Annotated in this window: 18 protein-coding genes; 8 read left to right on the top strand and 10 right to left on the bottom strand. The window is 60.5% G+C overall.

Annotation, left to right across the window (positions count from 1 at the left end):
* Window position 1 precedes the first annotated feature (1 nt).
* The gene (locus WG902_RS12135) at window positions 2-424 is read left to right on the top strand and encodes a low molecular weight protein-tyrosine-phosphatase (RefSeq protein ID WP_340060344.1); all 423 of its coding nucleotides are present in this window, start codon (window positions 2-4) and stop codon (window positions 422-424) included.
* 10 nt (window positions 425-434) lie between these two features.
* Window positions 435-2681, top strand: a complete 2247-nt coding sequence (locus WG902_RS12130) for a polysaccharide biosynthesis tyrosine autokinase (protein WP_340060343.1) — start codon at window positions 435-437, stop codon at window positions 2679-2681.
* A 39-nt stretch (window positions 2682-2720) separates the two neighbouring features.
* Here the strand turns inward: WG902_RS12130 and WG902_RS12125 are convergent, their stop codons facing one another.
* Window positions 2721-3419 (bottom strand): sugar transferase, encoded by a 699-nt coding sequence (locus WG902_RS12125; RefSeq protein ID WP_340060342.1) that lies wholly within the window; start codon window positions 3417-3419, stop codon window positions 2721-2723.
* 205 nt (window positions 3420-3624) lie between these two features.
* A complete protein-coding gene (locus WG902_RS12120) occupies window positions 3625-3945 on the bottom strand; it encodes an H-NS histone family protein (RefSeq protein ID WP_340060341.1) in 321 nt (106 codons plus the stop codon).
* Between the two features lie 142 nt (window positions 3946-4087).
* On the opposite strand from WG902_RS12120, the gene WG902_RS12115 reads away from it, so the two are divergent.
* The 3 genes from WG902_RS12115 to WG902_RS12105 all read left to right on the top strand — a co-directional run bounded on the left by WG902_RS12115 (window position 4088) and on the right by WG902_RS12105 (window position 8600).
* On the top strand, window positions 4088-5104 hold the full coding sequence (locus WG902_RS12115; RefSeq protein WP_340060340.1) for a S1C family serine protease: 1017 nt from the start codon (window positions 4088-4090) through the stop codon (window positions 5102-5104).
* A 332-nt stretch (window positions 5105-5436) separates the two neighbouring features.
* Complete coding sequence (locus tag WG902_RS12110) at window positions 5437-7530, top strand: hypothetical protein (protein ID WP_340060339.1); 2094 nt, start codon at window positions 5437-5439, stop codon at window positions 7528-7530.
* A 266-nt stretch (window positions 7531-7796) separates the two neighbouring features.
* Window positions 7797-8600 (top strand): FkbM family methyltransferase, encoded by an 804-nt coding sequence (locus WG902_RS12105; protein ID WP_340060338.1) that lies wholly within the window; start codon window positions 7797-7799, stop codon window positions 8598-8600.
* A gap of 321 nt (window positions 8601-8921) precedes the next feature.
* On the opposite strand, the gene WG902_RS12100 is transcribed toward WG902_RS12105, so the two are convergent.
* Together WG902_RS12100 and WG902_RS12095 are read right to left on the bottom strand one after the other, a co-directional pair.
* Window positions 8922-9728: a GH12 family glycosyl hydrolase domain-containing protein gene (locus WG902_RS12100; RefSeq protein WP_340060337.1), complete on the bottom strand. Its 807-nt coding sequence runs from the start codon at window positions 9726-9728 to the stop codon at window positions 8922-8924.
* Window positions 9729-9901: 173 nt separating this feature from the next.
* Window positions 9902-10825 carry an SDR family oxidoreductase gene (locus WG902_RS12095; RefSeq protein ID WP_340060336.1) on the bottom strand — a complete coding sequence of 308 codons (924 nt, stop codon included), beginning with the start codon at window positions 10823-10825 and terminating at the stop codon, window positions 9902-9904.
* Window positions 10826-10869: 44 nt separating this feature from the next.
* On the opposite strand from WG902_RS12095, the gene WG902_RS12090 reads away from it, so the two are divergent.
* Complete coding sequence (locus WG902_RS12090; protein ID WP_340060335.1) at window positions 10870-11919, top strand: CDP-6-deoxy-delta-3,4-glucoseen reductase; 1050 nt, start codon at window positions 10870-10872, stop codon at window positions 11917-11919.
* Between the two features lie 7 nt (window positions 11920-11926).
* Here the strand turns inward: WG902_RS12090 and WG902_RS12085 are convergent, their stop codons facing one another.
* A complete protein-coding gene (locus WG902_RS12085) occupies window positions 11927-12124 on the bottom strand; it encodes a hypothetical protein (protein WP_340060334.1) in 198 nt (65 codons plus the stop codon).
* 188 nt (window positions 12125-12312) lie between these two features.
* Between WG902_RS12085 and WG902_RS12080 the strand changes: the two genes are divergently transcribed.
* Window positions 12313-13290, top strand: a complete 978-nt coding sequence (locus WG902_RS12080; RefSeq protein ID WP_340060333.1) for a Bug family tripartite tricarboxylate transporter substrate binding protein — start codon at window positions 12313-12315, stop codon at window positions 13288-13290.
* 104 nt (window positions 13291-13394) lie between these two features.
* Window positions 13395-13949, top strand: coding sequence for a hypothetical protein (locus tag WG902_RS12075; protein WP_340060332.1), 555 nt, complete (start codon window positions 13395-13397; stop codon window positions 13947-13949).
* 81 nt (window positions 13950-14030) lie between these two features.
* Here WG902_RS12075 and WG902_RS12070 read toward each other — a convergent pair whose 3' ends face one another.
* From WG902_RS12070 to WG902_RS12050, 5 genes are all read right to left on the bottom strand, one after another.
* Complete coding sequence (locus WG902_RS12070; RefSeq protein WP_340060331.1) at window positions 14031-14801, bottom strand: WecB/TagA/CpsF family glycosyltransferase; 771 nt, start codon at window positions 14799-14801, stop codon at window positions 14031-14033.
* Window positions 14785-15924: a glycosyltransferase family 4 protein gene (locus tag WG902_RS12065; protein ID WP_340060330.1), complete on the bottom strand. Its 1140-nt coding sequence runs from the start codon at window positions 15922-15924 to the stop codon at window positions 14785-14787. The genes WG902_RS12070 and WG902_RS12065 overlap by 17 nt, the downstream gene beginning before the upstream one ends.
* Before the next feature lie 113 nt (window positions 15925-16037).
* Window positions 16038-17243 (bottom strand): hypothetical protein, encoded by a 1206-nt coding sequence (locus tag WG902_RS12060; RefSeq protein WP_340060329.1) that lies wholly within the window; start codon window positions 17241-17243, stop codon window positions 16038-16040.
* Window positions 17244-17265: 22 nt separating this feature from the next.
* The gene (locus WG902_RS12055; protein WP_340060328.1) at window positions 17266-18690 is read right to left on the bottom strand and encodes a lipopolysaccharide biosynthesis protein; all 1425 of its coding nucleotides are present in this window, start codon (window positions 18688-18690) and stop codon (window positions 17266-17268) included.
* Entirely contained in the window at window positions 18690-19652 is a 963-nt protein-coding gene (locus tag WG902_RS12050) for a glycosyltransferase family 4 protein (RefSeq protein WP_340060327.1), read from the bottom strand. The genes WG902_RS12055 and WG902_RS12050 overlap by 1 nt, the downstream gene beginning before the upstream one ends.
* Window positions 19653-19786 lie beyond the last annotated feature (134 nt).

Raw genomic sequence — 19786 nt, 5'->3', positions numbered from 1 at the left:
CATGAAGAACATCCTGGTCCTCTGCGAAGGCAACATCTGCCGCAGCCCGATGGCCGCAGCGCTGCTAGCAGCCGCTGCGCCAGACTTGCACGTGACATCCGCAGGCCTGGGTGCACTGGTCGGACACCCGGCAGATCCGCTTGCCACGCGGCTCATGGCCGAACGCGGAGTGGACATCAAAAGTCATCGCGCCGTCCAGGTCACACGACCTTTGTGCGTTGCGGCGGATGTGATCCTGGTGATGGAGAACGCACAACGCAAGCGGGTGGAAGACCTTTACCCTGAGACGCGTGGCCGGGTTTTTCGGCTGGACGAAAACGACGTTCCTGATCCTTACCGAAAGCCGGAAGCGGCTTTCCGTCTTGCGCTCGCCGGAATCAGTACCGGTGTCCAAAGCTGGACGCGTAAATTGAAGCAGATTTGACCGAGTTCGCATGAACGCTCCCCCCAACTACCAGGCGCAGCTGGCCATGAGTCAGCCCTCCGCGCAACCCGTGCCAGAAGACGATGGCATCGACCTCGCCGAATACTGGGACATCTTGGTCGACAACCGTTGGTTGATCGCCGGCATTACGGCACTTGCCATCGGGGCGGGTGGTGCGTATGCGTTTCTCAAGTCGCCGGTCTATGAATCCAACCTCCTGATTCAGGTAGAAGACTCGAGCGCGGCTAAATCCCTTCTTGGGGACGCAGCAGATTTATTCGCTACGAAGACTGCCGCGAGTGCAGAAATGGAAATACTGCGCTCCCGCATGGTGCTTGGTCAGGCAGTTGACAACACACTGGCGTACATTGACGCGCGCCCGCGGTATCTCCCGCTACTTGGCAAAATACTTTCTCGCGGCGCCACTGAACTTTCAGAACCTGGTTTTCTTGGCTTCGGTGGCTACGTGACGGGAGCGGAGAAAATCTCCATAGCCGCGATGGATGTTCCCAAAGAACTTGAAGGTACAAAGTTCGTGTTGACAGCCTTGGGAGGCGGCAAGTTTCAACTACAGCATCCCGAACTGCCCAACGTTCTGACTGCAACTGTCGGTGCGATGAGCGAGTTTTCAACGCCGCTCGGTTCTCTGAAAATCCACGTTGGGGTCCTCGATGGGAAACCAGGGGCGGAGTTCGCCGTGATACGCCAATCTCGGCTGGCGACGATCATCGATCTCCAGGAAGAACTCAAAATCATCGAGAAGGGGCGCCAATCCGGCGTGATCGAAACGACACTGCAAAGCACGGATGCAACCAAACTCACTTTGCTGCTCGACGAGATCGGCCGCCAGTATGTCCGTCAGAACGTAGAGCGTCGCTCTGCTGAGGCCCAGAAGAGCCTTCAATTTCTGGATGTGCAGCTGCCGCAGGCCAAACGCCAACTTGACCAGGCAGAAGCGGCTTACAACCAGTACCGCAATCGCCAGGGTACCGTTGCGTTGGACGAGGAAGCAAAGCTTATCTTGAACCGTGCGGTAGATCTGCAATCGAAACTGCTGGAGGCTCAGCAACGCCGTCGGGAATTGCAGTCGCGTTTTACGTCTGACCATCCCAGCGTACGTACCCTGGATGACCAGATTCGCGCATGGAATACCGAGATCGCTAGCTTGAATACGCGGGTACGTGGGATGCCGGCGATACAACAGGACGCGCTCCGGTTGGAGCGCGACGTCAAGGTAAACAACGAGTTGTACTCACAGCTTCGCAATAGCTCCCTACAACTCCAGTTGGTCAAGGAGGGACGGATCGGCACCGTGCGGCTTATTGACACTGCTGCATCACCGGAAGAGCCGGTTAAACCGCGGAAGGCGCTAGTGCTTGCGTTGGCCGCACTTCTTGGTCTATTCGGTGGAGTGCTGACCGCCATCGCGCGGGCGTCTTTCTTCAGAGCCATTCGAAATCCGCAAGAGATCGAGGAGCGGACAGGCTTGAATGTGTACAGCACCATCCCGCTATCGACCACGCAGGAAAACCTTGCGCGCAAGGTCGCAAGCAAGGAACCGGGGTTGCACATCCTTGTTGCCACGGATCCCAACGACGCCGCTGTGGAAAGCCTGCGCAGTCTCCGTACCTCGCTGCAATTCGCCATGCTGGAAGCAGCCAACAACCGCATCCTGATCACCGGCGCAACGCCCGGGGTGGGCAAGAGCTTCGTCTCGAGCAACCTGGCTGCCGTGTTGGCTTCGACGGGCAAGCGCGTCGTGCTGGTGGATGCCGACCTCCGCAAGGGCCACTTGAATCAATACTTTGGCCTGCCCAGGGCGCGGGGCCTTTCGGAATTGATCGCTGGCAGCCTGAAAATGGCGGAAGCAGCTCGCCCTTCCGGCGTCCCCAACCTGGACCTCATTACCACGGGGGCCATTCCACCCAATCCCGCAGAACTGCTGTTGAGCGGTTCCTTCGCGCAACTGCTGGATCAGCTCTCGGCGAACTACGACATCGTCCTCGTGGACTCTGCGCCCGTGCTTGCCGCGTCCGATACGTTGGGCATTGCCACGCACATTGCGACGCTGCTCCTGGTGGCGCGCGCGGGGGAAACACAGTTGGGTGAGCTGCAAGAAAGCAGCAAGCGGCTACTGCACGCCGGCAAGCCGGTGACTGGCGTGCTGTACAACGCTCTGGATGTCACCCGCCGCCACTACGGCAGCTACGGGTACGGCGGGTACCGGTACAAGAACTACAGCTACGGGGAAAAGTGAGGGAAGCGGCGCACGCCGCTTCAGAAGCTAGCTTTCAAGCTAGCGCGAACCGTGGCCCGTGAGGACGACCAGGACTGTCTTGGCCAGGATCTTCAGGTCCCACAGCAGGCTCCAGTTTTGCACGTACTTGGAGTCCAATTGCACGCGCTGCTGGTACGTCAGCGCATTCCGTCCGCTAACCTGCCACAGACCCGTGATGCCTGGCTTCACTGCGCAATAAGCGCCCCAGTGCGGACCATACAGGTCCCTCTGTTCGAGCATACAGGGGCGCGGCCCCACCAGGCTCATGTCGCCCTTCAAGACATTCCAGAACTGGGGGAGCTCGTCCAAGCTGGTTTTCCGCAGGATTTGCCCAACCCAAGTGATCCGCGGGTCTCGATGGAGTTTTTGGTACGTCTCCCACTCCGACCGGGCGCCGTCGTCAGTGTCGAGGAAAGAGCTAAGGGCCTCTTCCGAATTTTCGACCATCGAACGAAATTTGTAGAAGCTGAAGCTGCGCCCGTTCTGGCCCACGCGCATCTGTTCGAAGAAGACAGGGCCCCTGGACGTCAGCCTCACGCTCAGCGCCACTGTCGCGTAGAGCGGCAGGAACAACGTGAAAAAGGTCAAGGCACCGGCTACGTCCACGGCGCGCTTGAGGCGCGCTTGGGCGAGCGGGAGCCCTTTCCCCTGGACTCCCGGTACGTAAGCGCGTGCCGCGCCCGCAGCATCCATTACTTCTTGCTCGGCTCGATACATCTCCCGCCCCGCTCTTGTTACCGTTACTGTCGGCGTGATACGAATAGACACAGCCGGCCATAGTACACAGGACAAGCTCAGGAGGAAAGCCCCCAAAGGCCGTATACCCAATGGGCGGACGAGCGATTCACGCAGTTACGGACAACGGTGTCGCGCGCTTGCTGCACTTAAGGGTTAAGAGCGAAGCTGATCGATCCTTTCGGTATCACCTGGGCTTCACAGCAAATTCCTCAAGGCTTCTGCCTTCCTTCAGCGCTTTCGTTACCCACTGCGGTTTGCGTCCTCGGCCTCCTGACCAGGCCTCGCCATTCGGCCCCCGGTACTTGATCACTGCCTGCGCACTCTTTCCCTTGCTAGCACGACCCGGGCCAGACGGCGCCAACCCCAAGTCCTGGGCTGTCAATCCATACAGGCGGATCTTTTCCTTGATATCGGAAATCGCGTCCCCGATTTCCTTTTCCCGCATGCTTTCCGCTTCCGCCAGCAGCTTTTCGGCTTGCGCTTTCAATTCCAGATAGGTCGCCACGGAATCTCCTCGTCGAATGAATTAGGGGGGCCGATTATGCAAAAGCAATTGGGTCTGCCGAGCACAGGGCGGAATATTCCACTCAGTTGCAGGTCCGCCCGGTTTGTCGCATCCTGCAAGCACCAACTCTCGGGGACCCGCCATGGGATTCACCACCGCTCTACGTTCCGCAGCAGCGTCAGCGCTCTATCTGTTTGTGTTCGTCGCGGCCGCAGCCACTGGTCCACAGCAGGAGATGATCGACGCCCTGCAACGCGCCAACCAGGCGGTCGTGGGCGTGCAGGTGGGCGCCGCTGAGGGCGCACGCTCCGCAGAGACATTGGGTCGCCAACGCGAAGGCTCCGGCGTGGTGATCGGCCCCGACGGACTGATCCTGACCATCGGCTACCTGATGCTCGAAGCAGACGCCATCCAGGTGGTCACGCATGACGGCCGCACGCTGCCCGCACGCGCTGTGGCCTATGACCTGGCCACCGGGTTCGGCCTGCTCCGCCCGCTGTTGCCGCTGCGTGGCATCGCGCCCGTCCCACTGGGCAGCACGAGCGAGTTGGCGACAGGCACTCCCCTGATGGCCAGCACCGGTGGCGACAGCGGTGAAGTCGCATTGACGCAGTTGGTGAGCAAACGCGCCTTCTCCGGCTATTGGGAATACCACATCGAGAGCGCGCTGTTCACCAGCCCGCCGCTGCGTAACCACAGTGGCGCGCCTCTGTTCAACCAACGCGGCGAGCTCCTGGGCATCGGCAGCCTGTTCGTGAACAATGCGATGGGCGACAACAGCGCGCTGCCCGGCAACATGTATGTTCCGGTGGACCTGCTCAAGCCGGTACTGGCGGAGATGCAGCAGACTGGCAGCACGCGCATCAGCCGGCGCCCCTGGCTCGGACTGAGCTCCACCGAGCAAGGGGGCCGCGTTCAGATCGTCCGCGTCAACAAAGACAGCCCCGCGCAGGAGGCCGGCCTGGCCGCTGGCGACGTGGTGCTGGCCATCGAGGGCCAGCGGGTGAGCACGCTGGAAGCCTTCTACAAGAAGCTGTGGTCCGCGCCGGACCCCGACGGCGAAGTGCACCTGACCGTGCTGCAAGGCGCGGACATCCGCCAGATCACCGTGAAGGCGGTCGACCGCATGAAGACTATGCGCCGTCCCGCCGGAATTTGACGGAAAGCGTAACTTTGACAGCTCCGTCCGACACTCCGTACGGATAAAACCTGACGCCCCGGCGGGTCCCAGTCCTTAGCCTTAACCTCAGCTGTCACGAGGGGGAGTTTGTCGATGGAGTCTCCGGCATCCGTAGGGCGGGTTCGCGAAGCGACCCCGCCAAACTTGCGTCCCCACGCTGAATGGCGCGCTTGGATCCCAGTGATCGCGTGCGCCCTGCTCCTGCTGGCGCTCTCCGAAGCGCTGTGGCTTTGGCAAACCTGGCCGGTGCGTGAACTGCTGCAGGCCGCGCCCAGCACCTCCCGCTCGACGGTTCCGCAATGACTGCCCTGTTGCAGCGCCTGGGGGCCTTGCGCCGCCTGCGCCTGATCCATCTGGCCTGGTTGCTGCTCGGCATCTGGGGCTTCGGCATCCTGGTGGCCGCCTGGCAACTGGGGAGCTGGCGGCAGGAGCTGTCACGCACGCTGCTGCAGATGAATGCAGACGCTCATTTTCTCGCCCGCGTGCAGGGCCGCGACGGGGTGGACCCGGAGTGGTACCGGCGCAAGGCGATGACGCTGCTGTCGGCCACGCAGAAGCTGCAGCGCGATGCCACCTGGACGGCTTTCATGCCCGGCTCCTGGCGTGGCGTCGACAACCTCGAAGAGCAGTTGCAGGCGCGGCTGGCCCGCGAGTTCAGCGACATCGTTGTGGAGACGGTGCGTCGTGAACTCTATGCACGCGCGGCCAAGCTGACCGGCGTACCGCTGGCTCGCGCCACCGGCGACCTGAATCCCTCCAACGACTGTCGATCGCCGGTGCCGGAAAACCCTGAGCGCAAGCTCACGTCCGGCACCGAAGACCTGACCGAGTTCGTGGCCGTGCGCGACTACGTGGTGGCGGTGGAGAAGCTGGACGCAGCGGTGCAATCCTTCCTGTCCCTGCATTACAGCGCCGGCCACCCGGATCAATTGCGCCAACTGGTGGCCTACACGCTGGACAAGGAATTGCCCGGCGCACTGGAGCACAGCGTGCGCATGTTCCAGGGCGGTGACGAGGTGAACATCGAGCAGGCGCTGATGCAGTCTCGCCTGCAATGGGCCACCCGTTGCTCACTGGCCAAGGCCATGAGCGCCTTGCACACCCGACTGCTGAACACCAATGACCTGTTCGCACTGGAGCAGGACCTGGCTGCGCGCAGCGCCGGCCTGTTCGAGCCCGTCGTGCGGCCAGCGGCCTTCGACCGCACACTGGAACGCTACCGCGCCGTGCACAAGCTGCTGGAAGACCAGCACGCATTCTTGAGCCGAGGCAGCAATGAATGGATGCGGGAAGGCACGCTAAAACTGGGACCGGCCTACCAGGACATGCTGCAACGCATCGAGCGCACCCACCTGCTGGGGCCCGAGGTCGTGCAGCAGTTACGCAACCAGTCGGGCGCAGCGTTTGCGGAGTTCCGCCGCCAGTTCGAGCAGACCTTCGGCAGCCAGGGTGCGCCGGGCATTGTGTGGATCGCGTCCGAGCAACGCTTCGGGTTGTCGGCGGAGCGTGCGGCAATACGCAATGGACTGGGCGGGCTGTTAAAGGCTTCGTTCATGAGCGAAGAACCTGCGCCCGCCAAGGGAGCGCGAGAGACCACTTCACTGCCGAAGATCCTGGAAGAAGCTCGCAAGCTGGCCGCAGAGCGCGCCCGCGTGCAGGCTGAGGTGGTGCCCGTCTTCCCGGAGGCTGCGCGGCCCGTCGTCACGCGCGTCGTCGACCTTCGGGTTTCGGAGATGATTTATCAGAAGGCCTATCGCACGCTCAAGGCCAACCTGCCGGAGGATGCGCAGGCACCGCTGGACCCCGCCACCTTCCGCGCGCAACGCGATCAGGTGCTCGCCCTGCAGGCCGTGCTGAAGGAAACCGGGGGCCGGTGGTTCGGCGACCGCCTCGTCGCCACTGTGGATGGCGAGGTGTTGCGCCGGCTGGCATTGCTGCAGGAGGACATGCGCCAGTTGCCGCTGCAAGACGCAAGGCTGGACAACTTTGGGTGGTGGCAGGGCGAGCCGATTGGCATTGCGCAGGTTGCGGGTGCTGAAGGTGCGGGTCAACCGTCGCTTGGCAAGTCAGCCATGCGACTGGCCTCGCTGGTACAGAAGGCGCGAGGCTTGCAAACCTTGGGCAGCCTTGCACTCGCTTCGGATCCGGCGGCCATGAAGTGGCAACAGTTGCAGTCGGAGCTGGAGCGCTACAACGCACGGTCGTCCGACAGCAGCTTGTTGCGCATGGAGCGGTATCTCGCTGCGCTCGGCACGGACTTGCGGCGGGAGAATTGCACGGAGCGGTTGTCGGCCGCTATGGTGCCGCCCGCGCATGAGGATGTCATTTCGCAGCGGCAGGTGCAGGTGCATCAGGCTTTGAGCGGCCGGTGCACGGAGCTGGGTGGGGCGGGCCTGGCTCAATAAGTGTTAACGCTTGCGCGGAGGCTTTTCGGGTCCCGCGGAGGCGGGAATCCAGCAACTGTTTTGACCGTCAAGCGGCCACCACCCGGAAGGGTAGCCGTCGACCGCCTGGCAGTCCTGGTTGTGTTCGAGGGCGGCTCGCGTACCGACTTCAGGCTGTCGGAATTTCAAAGACCCCGTGGTGTAGCCACTCTGTAGAGAGCCTTCTTGGGTACCCTTGCCGCGGCGTGTTGGGCCCGCGCCTAAAATGCCGAGGCGGAGGGAAACTCATGAAAGCAGTAAAGCAGGCGCTCCGGGCCGTCGCCCAAAAAGTCGCGCCTGATGTCATGCATCGGCGCGCCATTGACTGGGCGGCTGCCCGAGAGGCAGAGTTGCGACTGCTACCGTTCCTGTGTCGGCCCGGCACCATCGCGGTAGATGTCGGCGCCAACATTGGCCTCTACCTCGAGCACCTGCTGCCGCTCGCCGGCCACGTGATGGCCTTCGAGCCCAATCCAACAATGGCGGAAGTGGTGCGCAGGTTTTACCCGCAGGCGCAACTCGAACCAGTGGCACTTGCGGACAAAGAGGGGCGCGCCGAATTTCGCATGCCGGCGGGGAACGCGTCATGGGGCACGCTGGCCACAACAAACCAGCTGGAGATGGCGCAGGTGCCGATAGAGAGCTTTGCCGTTCCGATGCGAACGCTAGATAGCTATGGGCTGCACGGCCTCGGGTTCGTCAAGATCGACGTCGAAGGTTTTGAGGAGGCGGTTGTGGCCGGCGCCGTGCAGACGCTGCAGCGCGAACGACCGAACCTGTTGATCGAAATCGAGGAGCGTCACAACCCCGGGTCGGTGCACCGCATGGCGGACACGCTGGGTGGCCTTGGCTACTCGGCCTTTTTCCTAAGCGACGGCGAGCTGCAGCCGTTTGCACGGTTCGATCTGACCCGCGATCAACCCAAAGCAAATGTAGGCCTGGGCGGCAAGCAGGGGCGGTACATCAATAACTTCATGTTCGTTCCGGCGTTCCGCGCCGTCGAATTCACCGAAGCCCTCCAGCCGCGCACTGATCACCGCCTGGTAAAATAGCGCGCATCCGCACGGCGTCACCAACTGGCGCCCCTCGTACGAGCGCCGCGGTGCGCCCGAGGGGACCATTCAGCGCTGAATCGTGCTGGTGGGCAACGCCTCCTACTCGATCTACGTGACCGCAGGTTCGTGGCGGGACCCGTTAAGCGGTTGTGGGCCGGCGCATTCCACGGCCGCTATCCGCTACTGATGATCTTGGCCATCGTGGTTGGCTCAATCGCCCTCGTCCGGCGTCCTATCGCTAGGTGTAGCAACCGGTGCTGCCGCTCAAGTGGCGTCGTGGTCTGCAGCTGCCCAGTCGACGCCAAGTCCGCATAGGGCCTAGCGGCCGTTCGTAATTTCGAACTTGTGGAGCGTGGTCGCGCCTTCGCCGAACCCGATCTCATTGCCGAACGAGATCCCATTGATGATCTCGTCCCCGCGCAGCAGAGATCGCCGCAGCATCAGTTCGAAGAACGGCCCGAGGGATATTGACCCGCGGAGCATTGGCTGCTTGGCCACGAACGAAACCACCTTCCACTTGCCGTAGCTCGTTTCGTCGACGTACAGGTCGAACTTCCGACCATCAATGGTGACCGTGTCTTGGCGTTTTCGCGGGATGTCCCACTCGTGCTTGTCCAGCCAGATCATCACTTCGTGCGTGAGCTGGGTTCGCGGCTCCTTCGGGTGCTGCTCCCGCGACATCCAGATGTCCAATGCCAAGTTGTGCGTTCCCGATCCCCGCGATGTGACTGCGAAGTCGGCAGCCAGTTTGCCCGACGCGGTGGCGAGCATCGGCAACGGGCTACCGGCGGAATACTGACCGTCCCAATCCCACCCGACAGTAACGTGCGGGTACGACTTCACGCGCCCCTTCCCTCGTTGGAAGTTGGACCACTCCCACTTAATGGTGTCGCCGTCAACGCTGATGCACTGGCGGTAACCCTTGACTGGGTCGCCTTTCTCGGACGTGCCCCAGACGTTGTTGAAGACATTCACGGCGGCGCGCCGGAAGACCGCCTGGTCGTCGCAGGACACGGAAGGTTCTGCCGCTCCGACGCAAAGGGGCAACAATGCAGCAGCGATTGCGGCGGTGATCGTGCACATGCCAGGCGGCTTCGGCAGGCGGGCGGAGCGGCGGATTTCCATGGCGTAGCTTTCAGCGTAACTTCAAGGCTTGGCAGCACAGCTTCCCAATCGGAGCCGCCGCGCCATCATCAGGCTGCACGAGCCTTGCCAACAAACTTAGGTGCAAACATTCAAGGGCTCCCATGCAACCGGATTCAGGAAAGCCTGGATTCTCGCCGCCGCGGGAGTGACGATTATCGCAACCCCTCTGCCACCGTCGGATACCAGAGCTTCACCCGCAGCTCATTCTTGAGGCGGTCGTTCCTCAGCCTCCGCGACTCACTCATGAAACTCAGCAGCATCAGTGACAGCTGCTCCTGCGCCGTCCACCTCGCCACTCGCGGCGGCCTGGGCAACCCATACAAATCCGCAGCCACGTCGAAGTAATCCCCCATCTTCAACTCGGTGTCATCACTCGCGTTGTAGACGCGTTGCGGCGCGCCGCGCCACAACGCCGCGAACACCGCCCGCGCGAGATCGTTCGCATGGATGTGATTCGTGTAGACGTCGTCCTGCGCCTGCAGCACCGGCGTGCCTTTGATCAGGCGATCTCGCGGGGTACCGCCAGCGCGATCGGGCGCGTAGATCCCGGGAATCCGCAGCACACTCACGCGCGCACCGGTGCCCCGCCCAAAGAAGCGAACCTGCCGTTCCGCATCCACGCGCCTCTGCGCGCGAGGGGTGCGAGGATCCACCGGGCGAGACTCGGACACCCACCCGCCCTGGCAGTCTCCGTACACGCCGCTGGTGGAGCCATACACCAGTGCAGCTGGAGGCGTGCGCAAACGAAGCACCCGCAGCAATGCTTGTGTACGCACGTCACGCCACCATTCCTGCCGCGGCTCGCCGGGTGGTGGCGCCAGGTGCACCACGCGGTCCGCGATGCCCGCAAGCCGCGCCAGCGTGCTGGGCGCATCCAGGTCACCTTGCAACGGAACAATGCCGCGCTGGCGCAATTCAGGCACGCGCGCCGGACTGGACGTAAGCGCGAGCACGCGAACGCCAGGCGCCAAGGCCTGGGCAACACGCACGCCGACGTCGCCACAGCCGACGATCAGCACGCGGGTTCGGCGAAAACGGCTGGGCAATGCGCCGAGGGGGGTCTGGTTTGAGGGCAAAATCAGAGTCGAACTAGACCGAGCGCTCTCAGGATACCTAAAGCATGACCGCCACCCCGGCCGCCGGCCCCTTCCAAGTCACGGTGCAACCCAGCGGCCGTACCTTCAGCGTGGACGGCGGCGAAGCCATCCTGCCCGCGGCCATCCGCCAAGGCATCGGCATGCCCTACGGCTGCAAGGACGGGGCATGTGGTTCCTGCAAATGCAAGAAGCTCGAAGGCACGGTCATCCACGGTCCCCATCAAACGAAGGCGCTCTCACCGGAAGAAGAAGCCAAGGGCCTGGTGCTGACCTGCTGCGCGGTGCCGCAGTCCGACATCGTGCTGGAGTCCCGCCAGGTCACCGACGAAAGCGCTTTCCCCATCCGCAAGATGCCCTCGCGCGTGACGTCGCTGGAGAAGGTGTCGCACGACGTGATGATCGTCAAGCTGCAACTGCCGGCCAACGACACGATGCGTTATCACGCGGGGCAGTACGTGGAGTTCATCCTGCGCGATGGCGCCCGGCGGAGTTACTCCATGGCGAATGCACCCCACAACGGCCCGGGCGTGGAACTGCACATCCGGCACATGCCGGGCGGCAAGTTCACCGACCACGTGTTCACCGCGATGAAGGAAAAGGAAATCCTGCGGGTGGAAGGCCCCTTCGGCAGCTTCTTCCTGCGAGAGGACTCCGAAAAGCCGATGGTGCTGCTGGCCTCCGGCACCGGTTTCGCGCCGATCAAGGCGTTGATCGAGCACCTGCACATGAAGGGCAGTCAACGGCCGGCCACGCTGTACTGGGGTGGCCGGCGGCCGTCGGACCTGTACATGGATGCTTGGGTGAAGGAGAAGCTGGCGGAGATGCCGACGCTCAACTACGTGCCGGTCATTTCGAACGCAATGCCCGAGGACAACTGGACGGGCCGCACGGGCTTTGTCCACAAGGCGGTGATGGAGGATTTTCCGGATCTGTCCGGACACCAGGTCTATGCCTGCGGGGCGCCGATCGTGGTGGATTCAGCCCGCGCCGAGTATTCAGCGCATTGCAGGCTGCCGCCCGAAGAGTTCTATGCCGACGCCTTCACCACGGAGGCGGACAAGCACGGAGGCTGATCAGCGATTAGCTGGTCAGCGCCCAAGCCAGCGCGGTCCACACGCCGAGCGACAACAAGCCGCCGAGCCAGAACGACGGGCTGACCAGCAGGCCCGGGCCTTCATCGGCGACATAAGACGATTCCCGGACCTCCTGGCCCGCAAGGATCAGCCTCTCGACGCGCCAGCCAGCGCGAGGCATGGTTTCGGTGCTGAAATTGGCCATGTGTCTCCTTTGTTCGCGCCTTCCATCAGAACGCCCTGGTTGCAAGGGTCCTGTAAGAAAGCACGCACGCGGAGCGTAGGCGATGTTTGTCAGTGCTGACCTACCGGACGGGATGAACGGTTGAGCTCACGGGGTGATTGGGGCTCCTTGTGATGCGCATTCGCCACGATTGGCGACAATCACGCCCCATGACTACCCGCCGACACCTCCTTCTTTCCTCCCTCGGATCCGCCGCTGCACTGGCCGCGCCCGCCGTCCTGGCCCAAGCCAACCGCCCCATCCGGCTGATCGTCCCCTACGCCGCCGGCGGCCCGATCGACGTCACCGCGCGTGTGCTGGCCGAGCGCGTCAAAGACAGCCTGGGCACCGTGATCATCGAAAACCGCCCGGGCGGCGGCGGCAACATCGGGGCGGATGCCGTTGCCAAGGCCGCGCCCGACGGCACCACGATCGGGATCTCCGCGGTGGCCACGCATGCCATCAATCCGTGGCTGTTCTCCAAGATGCCGTACGACGCGGTGAAAGACTTTGCTGCCATCACCCAGATGGTGCGCGTGCCCAACGTGCTGGTGATGAACGCGGACACGGCCGCGCGCCTGAAGATCAACTCCTTGCGTGACCTGATCGCGTACGCCAAGGCCAACCCGGCGAAGTTGAACTACGGCAGCGGCGGCAATGGCAGTGCGGGCCACCTGGCAGGCGAGATGTTCAAGCGAGACGCAGGTATCTTTGCCGTCCACATCCCGTACAACGGCGGCAATCCGGCGCAACTGGCCCTGCTCTCGGGGCAGGTGGACTTCAACTTCGATAACCTGGCCACCGCGGCACCGAACATCCGCGGCGGCAAGCTGAAGGCGCTGGCCGTGACCACGCTGAACCGTTCGCCGAACTTGCCGGACGTTCCGCCAGTGGCGGAAACCCTCAAGGGCTTTGCGATCGACACCTGGTGGGGCCTGGTGGCGCCGGCAGGCACGCCTCGCGACGTGGTGGAGAAATTGAACCAGGCTTTCGTGGCGGCGCTGAACTCGCCGGAAGCGAAGACTCGCTTTGCAGGGTTGATGGCGGAGCCTGTACCGACCACGCCGGAGGAGTTCGCCAGTTTCATGCGTGGTGAACTCACCAAATACGAAAAAGTCGTGAAGGCATCGGGCGCAAAGGTCGATTGATAGCTGAGCCGCGGCTCCTACGTCGCTTGTGAGATTTGTCTGACACGGCCCGGATGAGCCGGGTTGCACATTGAAACCCAAGCACAACGGTGAGGGAGCCCGCCATGTGGACACAGCGCACACTCTTGGGGTTGGTCATCGGGTCGATGGTGGCGTTCGCTGGCGCGGCCGACACGGGCTCGCTGCGCTGGCGCGGTGAGGGGAGTTCATCCCTCGGCCTGCGCGCGGGAGCCGCTGACTTTCGCGTGCCTTGCGGGTCCGTGGCGGTCCCATGTGAAGGCGGCAGCACCTCCACCCTCCTCTACTCGAGCGCCAGCGCGCCTCGTTCCATCAGCATGCAGGTGGGCAACCTGGATGCGGGCTTCACGCCGCGCATGGCGCGCCCCCAAGGCATGAACATCAGCTTGGTCGGCAAGACCGGCGTCGCACCGGACCTCGGGGTGTATGGGCGCGTGGGGACGTTCTTCGGAAAGTCCGGTCCGTCCTTGACGCCTTCCAGCCACGGCGAAGGCTCGGGCCTGTCGTACGGAATGGGCGTGAGCTTCGAGTTGTCGCGGAGGGCATCGGCGAGCGTCGGGGTGGACAGCTATGACTTTCGGACTGCGACGGGGGAGTCGCAGGTGAGGGCGGCGAGTCTTGGGTTGCAGTGGCGCTACTAGCGCCAGAGCCACAGAACGGCCGGCTCACAGCTGATGGCGATACTGCTCCCCCTTAAGAGGTGCGGCTCAACCTGCGTTCCACTACTGGCCATGCCGGCGCACCAACTGACGAATTGCCCCACAGATGAACAATGTGTTGGTTACCAAGTACCTTCGCCAGAGCCGTCTAGGCTCGCTTCCTAGGCGGTGAAGCCATTCAAGTCCGGCATCTTGCATCCAGTGCGGTGCTCGCTTGATTCGACCCGCGTGATAGTCGAAGGCCGCGCCCACCCCCACCATCACTGCATTGACTGCATGTTTGTGCTCGTGCATCCAGGTTTCTTGCTTTGGACAACCCAAGCCGACCCACACAACTCCTGCTCCTGACTTATTTATTTGATCACTGATTGCCCGATCCTCCTCTTGCGAAAGAGCTCGGAAGGGCGGAGATATCGCGCCGGCTATTGACAAGTTTGGATACCATCTTCTTAGATTTTCTTGGAGAAGCTCAAGGGTTTCCAGTTCCGCGCCGTAAAGGAATACTGAGACACCCGCCTCCGCTGCAGACTCGCAGACTTTTAGCATCAAATCCGGCCCATTTATGCGTAGCTGATCGGTATACCCTTGGCGCCTGAGCATCCACGCAACTGGCGCGCCGTCTGGCGTTGCAAAATCCGCGTTGTCCAAGATTTCGTGGAACCTCTGATCGTGAGCGGCTGTCACGACTGAATGAGCGTTGCAAATACAGACGTAGCGACTCTCCCGACGGTTCGCCCAAGTCAATATTTGAGCGATGACCTCGTTCCACGTGCATGCATCTATTCGAGTGGACAACACCGGCAAACGGCGCCGCGAATTAACCAGCAAATCCATAAGTATTCTCCACCACCTTTGCCCAAGTCTGCTCCGCCGCATACAAGCGGGCGCTCCGTGAAAGACTCGCTCGCGCATCAGGGTCCAACAGCAACTGCTCGATTGTCGAGGCAAGTTTCAACTCGTCGTTAGCCGGGACCAACTGACCGGTAACACCTGGAATGAGGGCGTCCGAAACTCCGCCCAGATCCGTGCCGACAGAGGGCAAGCCAAACGACGCCGCCTCCAAGTAAACAAGTCCGAACCCTTCAACTTCGCCCTTGAACCCCGGCTGCGCTGCCAAGCAGAACAAATCAGCGGCCGTAAACGCAGCATCTATCACTCTGCGAGGCACAGCCCCCATCCACCGCGCTTGAACATAAGACCCCACGCTCGCCTGGCGAACCTGCTCAACATAGTGAGGATCGTCCGCGGGCCCACATATCAGCCACGTAATCCTTTTCGCAAGAGAGGGGTCGAGCGAGGATAGAGCACGAGCTAAATGGTGATGCCCTTTGCGCGGCACCACTCGTCCAACCGTCAAAACGATCAAGTCGCAGCCCTCCATACCGAGTTCTGCCCTCGCTAATGTTTGATTTTCGATCCGAGGGGGCGTAACCACACCAAGGGGCACAGTTCTGAGGTCTAACCTAGCGGACTCAGGAAAAGATTTCGTGAGCAAGGCAGTGGTATAGCGACTGTTGGTAACTGGGGTCAGCCAAGTTCTCCAAAAGCCCGAAATGTCTAGTGCAAGACGCCGCGGCCGCCGCCGCATGAAGTTCACTTCGGTACCGTGAAAGGTCGCGAAGCACTTTGCTCGGTTGCGGAAGGGAGACAACGCAAGCGGAATATAGAAGGGCCAATCTACAGCATGCACTATGTCAGCGTCCCGATGTTCCATCCAAACACGCCACATCAGCATCAGTTTCAAAGCCGCGGCGGCAGCACTATGCCGCCCACCGCCAAATCTGCGGATTTCAAATGAATAATTCGCGTCCTCAGGATGTTGCGCAGTCCCATAGTCGGGCGCAACAAGGATGACGCGATGACCAGCCTTAGCGGCAGCTGACGCGATGGCCAGTGCATAAGCGCCTATCCCACCGTGCACGGGCGGAAACTCACTAGTAGCCAGAACGATTTTCATAACGACTACCGCTTTGCCTCCGCCCCCAAGCTCGTCGAACTGGCCTGTGCCAGAGACTGGCCAATGTCGTTGCTCATACCCGCAACCGGCATCTCACGACGATTAACCACGGCTTAAACCCTCCGCGTAAGCGCGCCAGCCTGAACTGGGTATGTGATCAACATCAACAGCACCCATGTAAGTAGCATAGTTTTGCCGCCCAAACCCTGAGACCCTGATATCCCTATGATGAAAAAAAATACCAGGTACTTGTGAGGGACAGGATTGCGCGACAATATCTTGAAGAGCAGCGAAAAAAGTGCATATGTCGCGAGGATCGTCCAGACGACGCCGAAGCTTAAAATCCAAGCGATCCACGTCACTTCGATTCCGAAATTGGTATCAAAGAGCTCCATAAGCTCGACCCTCCTGGTAGCATTGATACCCCACAGCCATTCAGATGGTGCCAGCGTGGTCAACAAGGCAAACGCAGCCAGCCGGGACTCCGTACTTGCGGCCGCACCTTGGCCACCAAGAAATCGATCGATTGTGGACTGCGAAAAGTCTGCCGTCGCTAACAACCAAGTAGAGGCCACAAGTACAACCAAGATCAGGATGCGCCGCACTGTGGTGGAACCCGATTTACTAGTGCCGCGTGGGCCGAACAAAATTATCCATACTGCGAAAAATGCAGTAATCACAATTACTAGTCGACTTCCGAAGGCAATTAACGCTGCGAGGTGAATTAGCAACTCGCCGGTAATGAGCGTGCGACTCCGGACGTTCAAGGCCACGGAATAGAGCACGCGATATAGCAAATACAGGGCAGTTAGCCCTGCGAGCATCGATGAAGGTAAGGCATGACCGACGATGCCTATCGCCCGCTGCTCGGTCTCAATCAAGATGCCGCCGGCCACACGAGGTAACATAGTGCTGCCGTCCAAAATTTCGTAAATGCCGACTACTGAGTTGGCCAATACGAGCAATCTAAGGGTCCGATACAGCAGTCGCATTGCTTTACCCGGCAAGCGTTGGGCCACGTGGAGCGCGAGCAAGGGGGTAAGCAGTGACACGGCCACCACCGATACAGAGTAGCGCATCGCGAGACAATACACACACAGTCCGACACCGCCGGCAATGCAGTTACGTAGAGCGCGATTTGAGACAAAGTGCGCGCGATTTTTCAGACGGAACAGTACTGCACCCATGAAAATGGCTGCGTAAAAATACGTGGCTGGGTGGACTTTTAGAAATTGGGATCCCTCAGACTCGCTATACCCAATTCCCAAGGCGAATAGAAGATTTGGTGAAATGATAAAGCTCGCGATGGTCGCAAGCAAGAATAACGAGCCAACAATCATCTCAACCCTTCGGCGGCCTCCTCATCGCGTTGCGAACTGCACGCCTGCCTTCTGGACTTAGCCATGTAGCGAAAAGAAGGTACGCGAATGAGGAGGCAGTGATTTGAAAAAGTACCCCGCCTAACGTCGCTGCTTGCCCCACCAGCCAGGTTCCACCCGCACTCAACCCTGCGACAGCTGCCAAGACAGTAATTCGCAACAATGGAAGCGAAAAACCGAAACTCTGGTGCGCAAGGATTGCCATGACCATCAGCACGGCACTGCAGGCCACAACTGGTCCGACTAGCAGTGCCGAATACCCATACGGCATTAGTGCAAGTGCCAAGGCAATACTTGCAGCCGCTTCAATGAGACCTGCTACCGCAAGCGAGCCGGTTTTCTTCGCGAGAAGAAACGCTTGATCGACGGTGTGCGAGCGAAGGAACTTAACTGCAGCCAAGGCCAACGCAAGAGGAAAGACCCGATCAAGCACGCCAGCGTATTGACCAGGCAGCACGAAAGACAGGGCTGTGGCTCCAAAAGTCCCGAGAATACACAGCGCCGGCAACAAGAAGAACATCAAAAGGAGTGCGTTCTTCGAGAGCTGCAGCATGCCCGCGGCAAGTCCTCCAGTATTTGCTTCACGCACCGCGATAGGGAACGCACCGGCTGTGACTACCATGACCACCACACTCATCATCCGAATTCCTAACGAGAGTGACAACGAGAAAAAGCCGGTAAAGGCAATGCCCCACAAAGCCTCGCTCACAAATCTCTGGAAGTTGAGAGTGACAAAAGTCAAGCCGGCGCTGGCTGCCGCGGGCACTCCATAGACTGCGGCCAGTCGAAGCGTGGTAAGTGCTGACCCTTCTTTGGCTTGAGACACATTAGGACGCGCTCCATAGCGGGAAGCCGCTCCCGTAAAAAGCAGATTCCCAACTGCCAACCCCAGTAACGTAGCGTCTACTGTTCCTGCGAAGTGTGCTCCAATAGCTCCCAACGCGACCCCTGCGCCGCTTCCGCCAATCTGCACCGACGAGTAATTCCAAGGGTCTGATAACGCCCGGAATCGTTCTGAACTATAGACCTGATAAGACCGCGCCAGTGCATACAGACCCGCACTAAGCAGATTCAAACCAGATGCTAGCGGGAACATAATCGTCATTAACAGCAGCGCCGCGGTTAATTGCGCCACCAAGCAACCGACTAGTACCCGGACCTCAGCCTTCCCCAAATGCTCTGCATCGGAACTGATAGAGCGCAACACATACTGGGCCCACCACAGAACAAACGCGCAGTACGTGCCCTCCTGTATCGCGAAGATGATAGTTATTTCTCCCACCTGAGCCGGCGTGAGGACGCGTGCCCATAGAAAGAGCGCTATCAGTTGTATGGCCGGCGCAGCCAGTTGTGCCGGCACATACGATGCTGTAGTGCGCATCAGCATCAGAAAGTACCACAGTACGCTGCCGACAAGATTTTTTGTGCCGTTCCCTCCGAAAATTCGGAACGAGCTTTCCGCCGCAATTCCTCGGATACGCGGACCCAATCGCCAGACATCCAAATGCTCTCAATCACAGCCGCGTAGGCGTCTGGCGACCAGTCTCTGACGATAAGGCTTGAATTGCCAAGCACCTCTTCGTTGAAGCCAAAATTAGACGCCACCGGTACAACGCCAGCGGCCATGGCTTCATTCAAAGCATTTGAATGGCCTTCACGAGGTTCTCGCGTAGGAAACAGGAAAAAATGCTGATGCGACAGCAACTCTTGTAGCGCCGGCCGATCCGCTGGAGGCAGCACGCGAACTCTGCCGCCTAGTTGCGAGGTTGCGATCAATCCGCGCACATGCGCAATGTAGTCGGGCGACCCCGAACCGATTATATCGCAGGTGAAATCAACATTAAGTCGAGTGCAGATCTCAAGTATGAACTCAATGTTTTTCGCAGCGCTAATTCGTCCGAAATAGATGAGCCTCAGTGGGGGGCGAGGTAAGCCCTGCTCCGCTCGCTGAATGAACTCGGAGTTCAGCAAGAAATTGGGGTAATGATAGATTTTTGCATGCGGAATCAATTTTCTTAGAAAGTCGAGGTATCGACTACCTTGGACAAGCACGGAATGCGCACGCGAAACAGCAAAGCGGAAGACCGCGCGGTAAATCCAATGACCTTGCTGATAAAACTCAACGACTCCGCCGGCGCGAAGCTCCAGCACGGTTTGTCGCCGCAAGCAAAGAGCCGCCGCAACATAGACGGCTTCCAGATAGATTGAATTTCCATAGAAGCTGGTTACGTGAAGTCGGCTACCCCTCTCGCGAAGCAAACCCGCAACGCAATTAAGGAGCACTCTCCCGTTTCCAGAAACATAGCGAATCCAACCGCCAAAGCCAGCTTTCCGGAGCACTTTAGGCATGCGGCGCACCTCGTATCCGATACCGGCTAACGTTTGAAGTGTCCGCTCGTTTCCCGATTCACCTCCACCCACCGTAGTTCGACCATCCTTAAGTGGTCCGTAGAAGAAAACGATCTGAGGCATGGTTCGCAAAA

This window comes from Ramlibacter sp. PS3R-8, assembly GCF_037572435.1.
Lineage (GTDB): Bacteria > Pseudomonadota > Gammaproteobacteria > Burkholderiales > Burkholderiaceae_C > Ramlibacter.
The sequence above is the reverse complement of the archived record's forward strand: the minus strand, read 5'-3'. Positions and strand labels throughout refer to the sequence as shown.

Coding starts and splice junctions, on each gene's coding strand:
- WG902_RS12135 (WP_340060344.1), top strand. CDS start 2: ATGAAGAACATCCTGGTCCTCTGCGAAGGCAACATCTGCCGCAGCCCG.
- WG902_RS12105 (WP_340060338.1), top strand. CDS start 7,797: ATGAAAGCAGTAAAGCAGGCGCTCCGGGCCGTCGCCCAAAAAGTCGCG.
- WG902_RS12055 (WP_340060328.1), bottom strand. CDS start 18,690: ATGCTGATGCGCACTACAGCATCGTATGTGCCGGCACAACTGGCTGCG.
- WG902_RS12115 (WP_340060340.1), top strand. CDS start 4,088: ATGGGATTCACCACCGCTCTACGTTCCGCAGCAGCGTCAGCGCTCTAT.
- WG902_RS12080 (WP_340060333.1), top strand. CDS start 12,313: ATGACTACCCGCCGACACCTCCTTCTTTCCTCCCTCGGATCCGCCGCT.
- WG902_RS12100 (WP_340060337.1), bottom strand. CDS start 9,728: ATGGAAATCCGCCGCTCCGCCCGCCTGCCGAAGCCGCCTGGCATGTGC.
- WG902_RS12075 (WP_340060332.1), top strand. CDS start 13,395: ATGTGGACACAGCGCACACTCTTGGGGTTGGTCATCGGGTCGATGGTG.
- WG902_RS12065 (WP_340060330.1), bottom strand. CDS start 15,924: ATGAAAATCGTTCTGGCTACTAGTGAGTTTCCGCCCGTGCACGGTGGG.
- WG902_RS12050 (WP_340060327.1), bottom strand. CDS start 19,652: ATGCCTAAAGTGCTCCGGAAAGCTGGCTTTGGCGGTTGGATTCGCTAT.
- WG902_RS12130 (WP_340060343.1), top strand. CDS start 435: ATGAACGCTCCCCCCAACTACCAGGCGCAGCTGGCCATGAGTCAGCCC.
- WG902_RS12090 (WP_340060335.1), top strand. CDS start 10,870: ATGACCGCCACCCCGGCCGCCGGCCCCTTCCAAGTCACGGTGCAACCC.
- WG902_RS12070 (WP_340060331.1), bottom strand. CDS start 14,801: ATGGATTTGCTGGTTAATTCGCGGCGCCGTTTGCCGGTGTTGTCCACT.
- WG902_RS12125 (WP_340060342.1), bottom strand. CDS start 3,419: ATGTATCGAGCCGAGCAAGAAGTAATGGATGCTGCGGGCGCGGCACGC.
- WG902_RS12085 (WP_340060334.1), bottom strand. CDS start 12,124: ATGGCCAATTTCAGCACCGAAACCATGCCTCGCGCTGGCTGGCGCGTC.